The sequence below is a fragment of the Bradyrhizobium liaoningense genome (genome assembly GCF_018130825.1).
GTDB classification, from domain to species: Bacteria; Pseudomonadota; Alphaproteobacteria; order Rhizobiales; family Xanthobacteraceae; genus Bradyrhizobium; species Bradyrhizobium liaoningense_B.
Genome location: NZ_JAFCJS010000002.1, coordinates 534,278 through 546,577, shown reverse-complemented (window position 1 = coordinate 546,577; position 12,300 = coordinate 534,278). Strand labels below are relative to the sequence as shown.

The 12,300-nt window shown below is 61.7% G+C and carries 13 protein-coding genes; 9 read left to right on the top strand and 4 right to left on the bottom strand.

From position 1 onward, the window contains the following. Positions 1–4: 4 nt before the first annotated feature. The 3 genes from JQ603_RS11005 to JQ603_RS10995 are packed head-to-tail and all read right to left on the bottom strand — an operon-like array spanning position 5 to position 4,613. Entirely contained in the window at positions 5–1,186 is a 1,182-nt protein-coding gene (locus JQ603_RS11005) for a patatin-like phospholipase family protein (RefSeq protein WP_212339396.1), read from the bottom strand. Between the two features lie 8 nt (positions 1,187–1,194). Beyond that, positions 1,195–3,474: a Mov34/MPN/PAD-1 family protein gene (locus tag JQ603_RS11000; protein WP_212339393.1), complete on the bottom strand. Its 2,280-nt coding sequence runs from the start codon at positions 3,472–3,474 to the stop codon at positions 1,195–1,197. 2 nt (positions 3,475–3,476) lie between these two features. Beyond that, on the bottom strand, positions 3,477–4,613 hold the full coding sequence (locus tag JQ603_RS10995) for a hypothetical protein (protein WP_212339390.1): 1,137 nt from the start codon (positions 4,611–4,613) through the stop codon (positions 3,477–3,479). 146 nt (positions 4,614–4,759) lie between these two features. On the opposite strand from JQ603_RS10995, the gene JQ603_RS10990 reads away from it, so the two are divergent. From JQ603_RS10990 to JQ603_RS10980, 3 genes are read left to right on the top strand one after another with little or no spacing between them, the layout of a single operon-like run. After that, complete coding sequence (locus JQ603_RS10990) at positions 4,760–5,287, top strand: hypothetical protein (protein ID WP_212339387.1); 528 nt, start codon at positions 4,760–4,762, stop codon at positions 5,285–5,287. Then, complete coding sequence (locus JQ603_RS10985; protein WP_212339384.1) at positions 5,287–5,715, top strand: hypothetical protein; 429 nt, start codon at positions 5,287–5,289, stop codon at positions 5,713–5,715. The genes JQ603_RS10990 and JQ603_RS10985 overlap by 1 nt, the downstream gene beginning before the upstream one ends. 4 nt (positions 5,716–5,719) lie before the next feature. Next, entirely contained in the window at positions 5,720–6,484 is a 765-nt protein-coding gene (locus tag JQ603_RS10980; protein ID WP_212339382.1) for an ImmA/IrrE family metallo-endopeptidase, read from the top strand. 33 nt (positions 6,485–6,517) lie between these two features. Here JQ603_RS10980 and JQ603_RS10975 read toward each other — a convergent pair whose 3' ends face one another. Then, on the bottom strand, positions 6,518–6,823 hold the full coding sequence (locus JQ603_RS10975) for a hypothetical protein (protein ID WP_212339380.1): 306 nt from the start codon (positions 6,821–6,823) through the stop codon (positions 6,518–6,520). Positions 6,824–6,938: 115 nt separating this feature from the next. On the opposite strand from JQ603_RS10975, the gene JQ603_RS10970 reads away from it, so the two are divergent. From JQ603_RS10970 to JQ603_RS38500, 6 genes are all read left to right on the top strand, one after another. After that, positions 6,939–8,162: a DUF4145 domain-containing protein gene (locus JQ603_RS10970; RefSeq protein WP_212339377.1), complete on the top strand. Its 1,224-nt coding sequence runs from the start codon at positions 6,939–6,941 to the stop codon at positions 8,160–8,162. A gap of 195 nt (positions 8,163–8,357) precedes the next feature. Continuing rightward, the gene (locus JQ603_RS10965) at positions 8,358–8,852 is read left to right on the top strand and encodes a hypothetical protein (RefSeq protein ID WP_349630730.1); all 495 of its coding nucleotides are present in this window, start codon (positions 8,358–8,360) and stop codon (positions 8,850–8,852) included. Positions 8,853–8,897: 45 nt separating this feature from the next. Continuing rightward, complete coding sequence (locus tag JQ603_RS10960) at positions 8,898–9,395, top strand: thermonuclease family protein (RefSeq protein WP_245003547.1); 498 nt, start codon at positions 8,898–8,900, stop codon at positions 9,393–9,395. A gap of 139 nt (positions 9,396–9,534) precedes the next feature. Continuing rightward, positions 9,535–9,717 carry a hypothetical protein gene (locus JQ603_RS10955; protein ID WP_212339372.1) on the top strand — a complete coding sequence of 61 codons (183 nt, stop codon included), beginning with the start codon at positions 9,535–9,537 and terminating at the stop codon, positions 9,715–9,717. A gap of 581 nt (positions 9,718–10,298) precedes the next feature. Continuing rightward, entirely contained in the window at positions 10,299–11,198 is a 900-nt protein-coding gene (locus tag JQ603_RS10950) for an ArdC family protein (RefSeq protein WP_212339370.1), read from the top strand. Between the two features lie 297 nt (positions 11,199–11,495). Next, positions 11,496–11,843: an EamA family transporter gene (locus JQ603_RS38500; RefSeq protein WP_212339368.1), complete on the top strand. Its 348-nt coding sequence runs from the start codon at positions 11,496–11,498 to the stop codon at positions 11,841–11,843. Positions 11,844–12,300 lie beyond the last annotated feature (457 nt).

Here is a 12,300-nt window from a genome sequence, read left to right as displayed (position 1 = left end):
CGGTTCACTTTTCAATCAAATGGGGCATGTGCGCGCGAGCCAAGCACATGGTCAGTTGCTCGCCTCGTAGACTCAGCCGGTCGATCCACTCCTTCGACATCGCGTTGAAATCGGTCGGATAAGCGTGAGCCTCCTCGCGACGCACGAGGGTGCGAGGCGGATCCGGCAAGGATTTATCGAGTTGGCCGAGATAGGGAAAAATGAAGTGCTTGATCTGCCCGGAGCGTTGCGCCTCGTGCAGTCGGTGGATCGAGGCATTCTGTGCGCGGTCGAACAGCGCGCCGAAGACACTCGACATCCGCGCGAGCATGAACTGGCTCGGAGGCTCCTGCCGCAGGCCGTATCCCGCCGAGCAACAGATAATCGTATCGACCGGCGTCACGTTGAGGCTGACGTCCGGCGAGCGGTCTGGCCAGAGACAGCCGAGACCGAGATTATCGTAGATCCCGCCGTCCGTCAGGGCCACGCGCGCGGCTCGTAGTGCGCCCTTGTTGTCGAACGTGAATGTTTCGTCGAAGGCCGGAAGAAACAGCGGGTAGGCGGCCGATGCGGCGACGGCGTGCGCGACCGACACGTCGTTTCGATGCAACTTCCCCCAACGCCACGAGCCCGATTCCTTGGTTCCGAACCGGAAGGCCGAACCGGTTCTAAGCTCGGTGGCATTGATGACAAGATGAGGCTTGGGCCGCAGGTCGCTCATCGAAGCACCGCCGAAAAGAAGTTCGTCTAACACCGCTTCGAGCAGGCTGGTTCGGCTCGCGAAGCGATGAACAGGTGACCTGACGTCGAAAGATTCGAAATGCCGCGCGAGCGATGAAGGCGTTATCAGTTCGAGTACGCCTACCATCGTCCTGATCAGCGCTACAACGACGGCCACGGCGCCGATCAGTACGAAGGCTGCGGCCACCTTCAGGCCGAGCGGGCTGAGCAGTTTCCGGCACATGCGCCTGGCAAGGCCTTGAGACAGAATCTCGCGCATCTTCGTTTCGAACGACGCAAAGTCGCCGTCGTGCGCGTGGAAGAATGCGCCAATGACGCTGCCGCCCGATACGGTCGAGAGGACGTCGATCCGACGCAGCAGCCCGAGCTGGTCGAGCGCTCTCAGGCAACCAAGATGGAATGCCATTGCCCTGGAGCCGCCCCCTGAGAGAGCCAATCCGATTTTAGGCGAGATCGCTTCCTCCATCCGAAAACTCAATCGTGCCCACGGTGAATGGCAACCCTGAGGATGCGCCCTTCCTCCCGGCAGAGCGACGGGTCGAAGCTGAGAAGCGAGAAGTCGCCGTGGTGGGCCGCGATGGCCATCAGGCCGGGCAACCCGTCCGCCGCGAGCTCGCCGCCCAGATAAGCGAGTTGGGCGATGTCGGTGTCGCTCGGACGTGCATTCGCATAGCGCGGATGGGAGTGCCATTCGCCGAGGTACCGCACCTGGTGCATCGACCGGCGGGCGACGTCGTCGATGGATTGGGCCAGGCCGACCACGCCACGTTCGAACCGTGTCGGACTGCCGAGACTGTCCTCCGGCTGGGGAAACGCATGGGCAAGGTGGAGAGCCTGACGGCTGAAATCGGCGATGCCGACGATGGCTCCGCCGGTCTCATTGGGCAAACGCTCATCGCGTAGCGCGGAAAGCTGATCCAAGAACCCGCGATCGTAGCTTACTTGCCAGGCGCCGATCTCGGCGCGCGTAACGGGTTCGCCGTTTCGCTGCACGACGGAGACCGAGCCGTCCGCGCCGAGCGTCCAGATCGTCACCTTAGCATCATCGCTCGAAAGCGAGTCGGCGATGCCCCTTGCGGCCAGCGCGCTCAGGAGCGCGGCTCGGGTCGCAGGGATCCTGTTGGTCAGCGAGCGGCACGAGCCGCTGTAGCGCACGCCGCCTTGCGAAGCGTCGAGATGATCTGCCAGCGACGGCTCGGTCAGGATCAGGCGGTGATATTGCGCCTCGAGATCGCGCAGCGTGATATCGCGCCGTGCATCTTCCGTGAGAAGTACGACGGCGGTGCCCGAAGGATTGAAGAAGGCACAGGCGCGTCTTGCGGCAAAGGGCAGATCGCTCAAATGGCGGGCGACGCCGACCGACGCCGATGCGTCGATGATGACGGAGGCGGCTGCATAGGCGGCATCCAGCGCCTTTTGCTGATCCGCGTTCGGCGCGAGCACGCCGGTGACGATCGCTGATTGGGCCTCGTTGAGCAGTGCCGAAATCTGCCTGGCCAACGCGTTGGCCTTTGGCGCACCGATCTCGTCGGCCAACAGCGCATGGCGAGCCATGTTGTGCGGCAACAGCGCGTCACTGTCCACAATGGTCCACTCAAAAGTGCCCTCGCGCGCGAGATCCATGCCGAGTTGGGAGCCAAGCGAACCGGCGCCGATCATGACGGCCTTCCTTCGGTCCGCGACCGTGTTGCCGGCGATCGAAGCCGCGAGGTCTCGATCGAAAGCGAAATGAACCTGCGCCGGCACGACAGGTAACGAAGCTCCCGCGATCGGCACTTCGGGGAACGCCCGGACGTAACCCTTGCCGACGTTGCTGTTGTTGGCGTGCAATACGCCCAGAAGGACCCCGATCTCGCCGGCGGTGTTAGTGGTGATGAAGGCGCGGAAGTCGTCGGCGCCGCGACCTCCTTCGGTGGTAATAGGGAGACCGACGACGATGGCGATCCGGCCGGCCATCCGCCTGGCGCCGTCGCCGGCGATACCGGTCCACGCCTTCAATCTCTCCTTGATCTCGTCGAGCAGCCTAAGGCCGGTCGGCGCGAGTTCTGCGGCCAGACTTTCCAGCGTCCGAGGTAGGCGCCGGATCGAGGTGATGATTTGCGGCGGGAGCGCGAAAGCCATCACCGTCAGCGCGATACCGCCTGGCGGGGCCTGCTTGGATGGAATGGCGAACACCAGGCCCTGGTTATCGGCACGCACGAAGCCAGCGAATTCGGAGGTCGCAGAGCCGGCATCGAAGACGCTGCGCGGCAAGACCATAGCCATGTCCGCGCCGTAAAATAGCGGATCCGGCGGTTGCGCCGGATCGTGGAGCTCGCCGCGCGCCGCCTTGGCGAGCCAAAGCTGGATGAGCCGCGAGAATTCGGTTGGCGTGTAGGTCAGGCGGGCTTCCGGCCACGGCCGATCGTCGACGCACAGTGAGAACGGCATTTCTTCGGGCACGCCATTCTGATGCATGGTGTGCGGGAAGTCGCTCCGCAGCGCCAGCACCGCGGGACGCACGTGCGGCGACGAGAAGAGAATGCCGATCGGCTCCCGAGCGCGGATCGGGTAGGCGAGGTCCTGAGGGCGTTCTACGTCGATCTCGACATGGACGCCGACATACCCGGTCGTCATGTCATCCTTGATCTCGACCAGCGTGGTCGCCGGCAGCCCGGCGAGCGCGGCTTCCACGAACGAACGCGCCGGACCGGAAGCGACGCCGTCGATCGTCGCCGCCTCGCCGAAGGCGGTCCACCACGTGTGGATCGTCATGCCTAGCCTGCCCGCACCGGGGTCGCCGCGACGCTCACCGCGCCAGCGGCGGTTGCGGAAACGAGCAACAACTGGGCCCCCCGGTCGGTGATCTCGATGGTGCTCGGCTTGGGCTTGCTCTTCGAAGGCAGGTCCATGGTGACCTTGAACTGGCCGTCCTTGAGATCGGCGACCGACCGGTAGTAGGCGGCGGCCTGGCGGTGCGGCGGCTGCGGATCGAGGTCCTCGTCGCTGCCCTTGGACGGGATCGACCAGCTGGTGGATATCATGATGGACCGCTCGCGCCCCTGAGTCTCGCACAGCCACTTGACCTCGTCTGTCGGCTTGGTGACGTCGACGCCCTTTTCCGGCCCGATCGAAAGGTAGGAGCAGTGGTGCGGGATCTTGAAGATATCCCACAGCAGCCGGTCCTGGTTGCCGTGGCGCTTGGACGTGATCACGATCTGGTTGATCGAGTCGTAGTTGATGTCCGACATGAACAGCGCGCAGGTCTCGCGGCGTCCCTCCAGGAACGTCGCCTGAAAGACCACGCTGTGCTGGTTGCGGTCAATGATCTCGCTCTCGTTCTGATGCCAGCCGAAGGGGCTATGGATGAAGAACTGGACGCGCTCGGGACCGAACATCGAGAAGCCGGGCACATACTGGCCCGCGTCGGTGATGAGGTGCGCGCGCGATTCCAGCGTCAGACCCTGCTTCTCCAGCCATTCCTTGAGCTTGGTCGGGCGCGAAAAGACGCGGATGCCCTTGCCGACGCGCAACCGGTGCCGCGCCTCCTGACGGATGATGCGAGCGCTATCCTCACAACCGTCCTCCAGGATCGCTGCGGCCGGCACCCACAACTCGTCGATCTTGATCCGGCCGTCGCCCTGGTACTTCGCGGCATGTTCGAGCCAGAAGAAGTCGCCGGAACCACAGCAGTGGTCGTCGTCGAGATGAGTGAAGCAGACCACGTCATAATAGTCGCGCTTGGCGGCGCGCAGGTCGGCCTTGAGCACCTCGGGCAGGTCGATGCGGGCGTCCCACATGTCGGCGGGATTGCGCATGTCGGCGTAATCGACCAGCATCTTGCGGCCGTTGGCCATGTCGATGCGGGTGCAGTCGGCATTGCCGAGGGGATGAAAGGTCAGTTTGGCTGTCATATCCGTCTTTCTGAATGGTATTTCGGCTCGAAGTGAGCCCCTACCTTCTAAAGCTCGCCACCGGCGCGAAGTCGGACGCGAAAATTCGCTAAATGTTATTTCCGACTTCGCTCGATTCGCGAGCTATGGCTTTCGGAGGAAGCCGATTGACCGATCAATCTCCCAAAGCGGCGGCATTGCTGACGCTCACTGCGGACCAGCGGAAGAAGCTGGCCGCCTTGGCGCGGGTGAAAGCGCGTGGCACTGCCTTGGAAGCGGATGACCTGCTGCAGGGCGCCAAGGCGCGCTGGCTGAATCCGGATTCGACGGCCGGAAGCGATGCATTCGAAGTTCTGTCGGGCGCGGTGAACAGCATCGCATCCAATGATCGGCGCCGAAGCGCCACGGTCCGTCGTGTTGAAGGGAAAAGGCTCGTCGCCGTGTCCGTCGATGCGTCCGACCCGATCGAGCTCGCGCGGGATCTGGGCCCTACCCAGGATGACGCGTACCTCCGCGAGCAGATCTACCGGATCTGCGACGACGAGGAGGTCAAAACGCTGCTGCTCCTCCTGGACGACAATGCGACGCGGGCCGAAATCCTCGCCGAAACAGGGTGGGACGTAACGAACTATGAAACCGTCAGGAAGAGAATGAAGAAGTGGGGTGCCTCCCTCTACAAGGAAGGGAAACTGTGATGGAGACCGATCGTGAACTCACGTTTCGCGAAGAGCTCCTGGAAGAAATACAGCAGGAGATTCTTTCGCTCGAGGGATCCGCGTTGGACGAGTACCTGCTCAGTTTGGGCATGGATCCGAACGATCTGTTGGAAAGCTTCGACGCGGTTTTCCAAGATCCGGAAATCGCCGCGAAACGTCGGAAATTCGCGGCCGCCCGGCAGCGTTCGCGCGAATCTCAAGCCCCCCTCAGCGCTTCGGTCCTATCGTTCGATCCGGCGAAGAAGCGCGAGATCCACTCTGCCGTCAAGAAGAAGGTCGATGCTACCGGCGACATGACTATAGCGGCGCGAAATCGACGCATCGAATCCGACGACGATCTCGACAGCTTCCTCGAAGCTTGTCTGCGGCTCGGACTTATCGACGAGTCCGGCAAGCTAAAGGAATGACCTCTTGCGCCCGGCCGAACAACTCCTCGTCGAACTCGGCATTTCCGAGGCCAAGGAAATCGACCTCCTCGCCATCGCCGATTGCGTCGGCGCGCAAGTCCTGTACAGGCGGCTCGTCGGCTGCGAAGCTCAAATCATCGGCTTCAAGGACCGAGCGATCATCTATGTGAGCGACGGAGCGAAACCGAACAGGAAAAGGTTCAGCACCGGTCACGAGCTCGGGCATTGGCATCACCACCGAGGCCAGTCGTTCGTCTGCCGTTCCGACGACATCGGTCGCCCCTTGGACGAGCGCTCGCGAAATGCAGAGCGAATGGCCGACGTATATTCTGCCGACCTCATCCTTCCGCCATACCTCATCAAACCAAAGCTTCAAGCGATCGGAGAGATTTCGCTCGACGCGATAATCGGACTTTCTCAAGATTTCAAGGCCAGCCTAGCTGCGACTGGCATCCGGATCATGCGGATGACACGCGAGCCCTTAATCCTGATCGCACAGGATCTGGCCGGCAAGAAATGGCAGTGGCCAGGTATCACGGCCGGAGGACTGAAGGTTCGGGACGATATCGATCTGCGATCGAGCGCGAGCGTGTCGCTCGCCGGCGTGAATCGGGTAGGACCCGTCAAGAAAGAGCCAGCGAGCTATTGGTTCGATCGCCGACATATCGAGCAATTCGACGTCCGGGTCCAAAGCGTCCGGACGATAGAGGGCGAAGCGCTGACGCTTTTGCGGATCGTGGATCCCAAGATGATCGATATTTACGGGTGATGCGAACGCTTTCGCGAGTTGCTCCGGTTCTCTTCAACAACCCCGATCGGGACCCGCCGGTAATGCCAGCATCTGGCGTCGAAGAACGCTCACTCCGTATTGAGCATCCATCTGTCGTTGAAATAGATCGAACAGGGCCTGGACGTTTTCGGTCAAGGCGGCGCCATCGATCGATGATGGAGTGGTCTGGTGCTCCCGAGGCGTGCCCCAGAGCCATCTTTGAAAACGATCGAGGTTTGCGTCGCCCACGAAGATCGTGGCGGCCACCCGCAAACCCATCGTCCAGTCATAGAATGCACGCGCCACTTTCGGGTCGAGAAGACGGAAAAGGAGTTTCATCGCGATCCTCCGTCGGCCTCCGGCAAACCGCTACAATGTAGCCGATTCGGCGAAGCGTGATCCTGTGAATATCGGGGATCGCCGAGGTAGAAGAGCGGGAATGTGTTGGTGAGAGATGGGTTATTGTCCGATCTGCAAGAAGCCGTCGAACCTCGAGCAGCCCACCGGCGGTGACTACAGGCGCGTGGAATGCCGAAAGTGCGGCAAGTACCAGATCACAGGTTCGGCATTGGCGATGCTGGACGCGCGATTGAAAGACGCCAAGAGCGTCGCGCGTTTAAGCCATGCGACGCGTTCGATGTCGTTGAAGTCGGAGATCGAATGGCCCGAGATTAATTCGTTCAACCTGGACGACATGATCAAGCAGCCGCTCCCTACGGTCGATCGCCAAATGACGAATCTGCTCGCGTGGGCCGCGGCGAATCTGGACGATGACCAGCTCGGCGCGGTCGAGTTGCCCGACGAGGAGGATCTCACCGCGGTCATCGGCACCCTCGACGGGCAGCGGGTCGACGATCTTATCTCCGAGACGGCCAAGGTTAAATTGATCCGACTCGTGCCTGATCGTGCGATCTCGATCACGCCGGCCGGGTGGGAGCGACTTCGACCGGCGGCGAAGTCGGTAGTGCGATCGGAAGCTTTGGCGTCGACACCGGTCTCTACGAAAGCGGATGTGACCGTAAAGGCGTACTGCGGCGTTTGCTACGGCGAGAAGAATTCCTGGCTCCGCGCCGAGTACACCGAGAAGGGCGGCGATGGCGCCGACGCTTGGAGCGAGGCCTATCAGACGGTGCAATGCTGCGGATGCGACAAGCTTTCCGTTCGACACGAGATCTGGCGATCGGAGTGGGACGAGGCCGACTTCGACGAGCAAGGTCGCCCGGTGACGCGCCGGGTCGCCAAGGTGACGTATTATCCGGCGCAGACCGTCCGGGCAAAACCACCCTGGGCCGAAGCCCTCGGTGACGAAGTCCTTCGGGATGTTATCGACGAATCCTATCTTGCCCTTAATAGTGGGCTGCGGACGCTCGCATCGGTTGGGGCTCGCACTCTGCTCGACAGGGCCGGAAACATTCTCGTTGGCGACGTGAAGGGTGGATTCGAAGGCAAGCTTTCAGCGCTGGCAACCGCGGGGCGCATCAGCCAGTCGGATAAGGAGGCGCTTGACGCGGTCGCAGACGCGGGCAATGCGTCGGCGCATCGTGGCTACGCCCCCGAAGCCGAACGTCTGAACCACATCTTCAACATCATAGAGAACTTCCTGGAGCGCGCGTTCATCCTTACGCCGGCAGCCGTCGAAATCCGCAAGACCACCCCGCCACGTCCGAAGAGGCTGTGACGACAATCGCGCGCCGGATGCCGTCCCGCGTTGGAGTGAGGATCGGAACCTCGCCGACGGCAACGTCCTGTTCGGAGGACACCGTCCTGTTCCAGGTTGACCGTCGATGATGTATGTTCGTATTTTGTTCTCATGGAGTCAAGCCGCCGTTTCAAGCCGCCCTGGACCTTGGTCCGGGAAAATTCCGAGTGCTACGTGGTCAGGGACGCCAATGGCGTGACCCTTGCGTGGCTGTATTGTCGCGACGACGCGCAGCGCTACAGCTTTGGCGTCGGCAAGCTTTCGTCGGACGAGGCGCGCCGGATCGGCAAGGCGATCGCGCGCATTCCCGAATTCCTGATGCCGCGCCAGGGTTTCTATCCGCGTGGCGGCGGCCCGCGCTGGCGTGCCGACCGGCCATATCACGTGGCCCTGGAAGACCGCTATATCCGCGAGCACTGGGATGAGATCTGTGCGCTCTGCAAGCTCAACAGCCTGCCCTTCAACGCGACTGGTGAAGTCATAAAGAGCGACGGCGTTTGGAAGGTCTATGAGTTTACCTGGCAGATGGATGCGATCCTGTTCTGGAACCGTTTCGAGGGCAGATGGCTGCGTGGCACGGAGTTTCATTATCCCGAGCGGCCAGAGAACCTGCCAGTGCTGAAGCCGCTCGAGAACTGGCCGAAATCCAATCCCCGCAATCTGCGGTAATCCCTGGTACCCAACGCCATGAGCAAACGCCGAGTCCTTGTATCGATGCTCCTGCTGCTTTCGAGCGCGGCTCTGGCCGACAATTTTGTCGGTCAGGCCAGCGTGATTGACGGCGACACGTTGGAAATTCATGGAACGCGGATCCGGCTTTGGGGGGTGGATGCTCCAGAAAGCACTCAGCTATGTCGCGGTGAGGACAGTTTGCAGTACCGCTGTGGTTCGCAGGCGGCGAATGATCTCGACGCTTACATTGCCCGGCGTCCCGTCAACTGTGTCCCCCTCAGCCTCGACCGGTATGGCCGCACGGTCGCGACCTGTTCGGTTGCGGGCAAGGATCTTGGGGAATGGCTTGTGCGCAACGGTCTCGCGCTGGATTGGCCCCAATACTCGAAGGGCAGATATCACGAAGCGCAGCGTGAAGCGGAGCGCGCCGGCCAAGGGATGTGGAAGGGCAGCTACGTCGAGCCGTGGCTCTATCGTGCATGCATCCGCGCAAGCGGCAACCCGACTGCCTGTTCGGACGATGCAAATGCCCATCCTTGATGGGATCCAATGCGAGACGGCAATCCACCGCGTGCGATGACCGGTCACCGCGTTTTTGCGGGTGGCTCCGGTCTAGCGTGGCTCAGGCGACTCACGCTACCCATCATTCCGAGCCACCTCACTGCAAAATGGGAATGAAATGGTTGCAGCCATCGGTGAACTTCCGACCTCTGGTTATGCGCTTGAAGTAGACGGCCGACTCAAAGCCGAATTTGCAACCAGAGACGGCGCCAGGGCAGGTGGAGTAGAACTAAAGAAACGTTTTCCCATGCTTCAAATCAGGATCTATGACGCGCAGACGCATGCGCGCGAGGAAATCTAGATCCTGGGACCAGCGAATTTTTCCGCTTCGCGCGTGCGGCTTTCGCCGCACCGGGCTCTCGTGAACCGAGCCGCTTCGCGTCTCGGCCATCCGGCTTCGATCCCTCGCGCAAGGGCTGCGGAGCTCCTCGCCGGGGGCACTCGGGAAAGGGGCCCGCCGTCATGAAGTATGCCGGCGTCGCTATCACTGCCCCGTTCCCGGGTGCCCTTTTAACCGGTCTCGTCGCTGCACTCGGTCCCGCGTGCCGCCTTCGGCGTCGCTATGCTCACGCTCCTGCGGGTGCCATTTTCCGTTGAGGCGATGCGCCTTTGGCGCACGCCTGTCGGGCCTGCGGCCCTAGGCACCTCGATGCCAATTGCCAAAGAATGCAAGGCGCGCCGTGTCGCAGATTTTGCATTCTCGCACTGTGTATGTGCGGCAAGGGCCAAACCCGGGCTCTCGCAAGCCGACCTACGCGGCCCCTTAGTCACACGGTGTCGATTCTTTGCGAAAGAGGTTGAGAGTAAGAGTGTCGGCCGGGTTTGCCGTGACGGGTTACAGGCTGCGAGAGAGGCTCGCGGTGCCCGTCGCGGAGACCCGCGATGTCCAGACACAATCTTCGGGCGCGCGCCGGCGAGGACCGGACAAGCCTTTACGACGAAATCACCAAGAAGATCATCGGTGAACTTGAGGCCGGCCGGGTGCCGTGGGTACAGCCCTGGGGTACCGCGGCGGGGACGGCGTCGTTGGCCATGCCGAAGAGCGCCGCGACTGGCCGTCAATACAGCGGCATCAACGTTCTAATCCTCTGGGGCGCTGCTACCGAACGCGCATTCACAGGTCAGAGCTGGCTTACCTTCCGCCAGGCATTGTCGCTCGGCGGTCACGTCCGCAAGGGCGAGCGCGGTACCACCGTCGTCTATGCCGATCGCTTTGTGCCCGTCGAAGAAAAGCGGCGTGCTAGCGAAACAGGCGACGAAGCACAGGCCATCCCGTTCCTCAAGCGCTTTACGGTCTTCAACACCGATCAGTGCGACGACTTGCCCTCGGAGATCGCAACGACGGCGCCGCCTCCGCCGCCAGGCCTGATCGAGCCAAAGGTAGAATACCTGATCAAGGCGACCGGGATCGACTTCCGCATTCGCGGCAATCGCGCCTTCTACGTGCCAGCCGCAGACTATGTGCAGGTGCCTCCACCGCAAGCCTATTTCGAGCCCATCAATTGGCATCGGACGGCCCTGCATGAACTGGCACATGCCAGCGGCCATGCATCGCGTCTGAACCGCGATTTGTCAGGCGCCTACGGCACCAAGAAGTACGCCTTCGAGGAACTCATCGCCGAAATATCGTCTGCGTTCGGTTGCGCATCGCTTGGCATTGCGCCGACAGTGCGGCACGCTGACTATATCGGCTCCTGGCTTGAAGTGCTGCGAGAGGACAATCGCGCGATAGTGCGGGCGGCTTCGCAGGCCAGCAAATCTGCGGATGCATCAACTGGGTGACCGCCGTGGCTGTGTCGAGGCGAGGGCAGTGAAAGCCTGCCTTCGGAGTATGCGAGCCAATCGTTGAGCGTATGGGTGTCACGTATCAGCCAGAAGGGCATCGCCCAGCCAGCTCGTGCGCGCGCAGTTGCAAACCATCCGAGCTTTTGGGAAACGGTGTTGGTGGATGTTCCCCGGCACCAATAGCCGCATTTGGTACCGGTCATGTCGGCCCATTGCGCGTCGGCTTCGACGACGGCCCCACAGTGCTGGGTGACGTAGTCGTCCTCGCGGGCGCGATTACGGTCAGCATAGGCTATGTCGCGGGCGCGCGGCTGTTGGCCCGAATCGGCTTGTTCGCCGCCACCACGTGGTCGCTTCTTATCGCCGCGGCCCGCGCTGGCAAACAGTCTTGCTCAGATTACTTGGGTCGGTTGGACGGCTCTCGCCTTTCTGGCCCTACTCTGCGCGCTCATCGGACTCGCGGTATGGTTTTGGGCGTTGGACCAAGGCGGGGTCGCTTCAATCGCACCGCTTCAATTCGGGCAACCGATTGTCAGCCTCATTATCGCGGTTACGCTCCTTTCCGTGGGCCTTTGCGCGACGATCGTTCTGGCGCTGTGCCTGATCTCCTGTGGAGTCTACCTTTCGCGCCGCGCGCCGTGAAGCCAGTTGTTGCGGAAATCCGGAAATCGACGACTTTAGCGACGTAAGGTCAGGATGGCAGGCAATGGGGGCGTCAAAAGGGACAGAGGTTGGGAAGCGCCCGGTTATTTAACCTAAAAGAGAAGTTTTGCGCAGCGCCATTGAAGAATTCGAGAGCATCCTCGGCGGAACGGAAAAAGCGCCTCGGCAGGCTCAATGGGCAGAATTTTTAGCAGATCTGGAACGGTGCGGACGCTCAGCCGATGCGAGCCAGCACCACCTGGGAGGATCCTCGGGGGTTTACAAGAGCTCCAAATCCACCAGCATGCAGCGCAGCGATGCGGAAGCGGCAAAGACAGCGGCCGGGCAAACTCCCGCGGTCTCTATTCAGGTCTCAATCGCGCGAGGATCAGTATCCGTATGGCTGATTTGCGCCATGTCGTTGAAGAAGGGGACTCTTTCGGTCGTCCGCCCATCG

Coding starts and splice junctions, on each gene's coding strand:
- JQ603_RS11005 (WP_212339396.1), bottom strand. CDS start 1,186: ATGGAGGAAGCGATCTCGCCTAAAATCGGATTGGCTCTCTCAGGGGGC.
- JQ603_RS11000 (WP_212339393.1), bottom strand. CDS start 3,474: ATGACGATCCACACGTGGTGGACCGCCTTCGGCGAGGCGGCGACGATC.
- JQ603_RS10995 (WP_212339390.1), bottom strand. CDS start 4,613: ATGACAGCCAAACTGACCTTTCATCCCCTCGGCAATGCCGACTGCACC.
- JQ603_RS10985 (WP_212339384.1), top strand. CDS start 5,287: ATGGAGACCGATCGTGAACTCACGTTTCGCGAAGAGCTCCTGGAAGAA.
- JQ603_RS10975 (WP_212339380.1), bottom strand. CDS start 6,823: ATGAAACTCCTTTTCCGTCTTCTCGACCCGAAAGTGGCGCGTGCATTC.
- JQ603_RS10970 (WP_212339377.1), top strand. CDS start 6,939: ATGGGTTATTGTCCGATCTGCAAGAAGCCGTCGAACCTCGAGCAGCCC.
- JQ603_RS10960 (WP_245003547.1), top strand. CDS start 8,898: ATGCTCCTGCTGCTTTCGAGCGCGGCTCTGGCCGACAATTTTGTCGGT.
- JQ603_RS10955 (WP_212339372.1), top strand. CDS start 9,535: ATGGTTGCAGCCATCGGTGAACTTCCGACCTCTGGTTATGCGCTTGAA.
- JQ603_RS10950 (WP_212339370.1), top strand. CDS start 10,299: ATGTCCAGACACAATCTTCGGGCGCGCGCCGGCGAGGACCGGACAAGC.
- JQ603_RS38500 (WP_212339368.1), top strand. CDS start 11,496: ATGTCGCGGGCGCGCGGCTGTTGGCCCGAATCGGCTTGTTCGCCGCCA.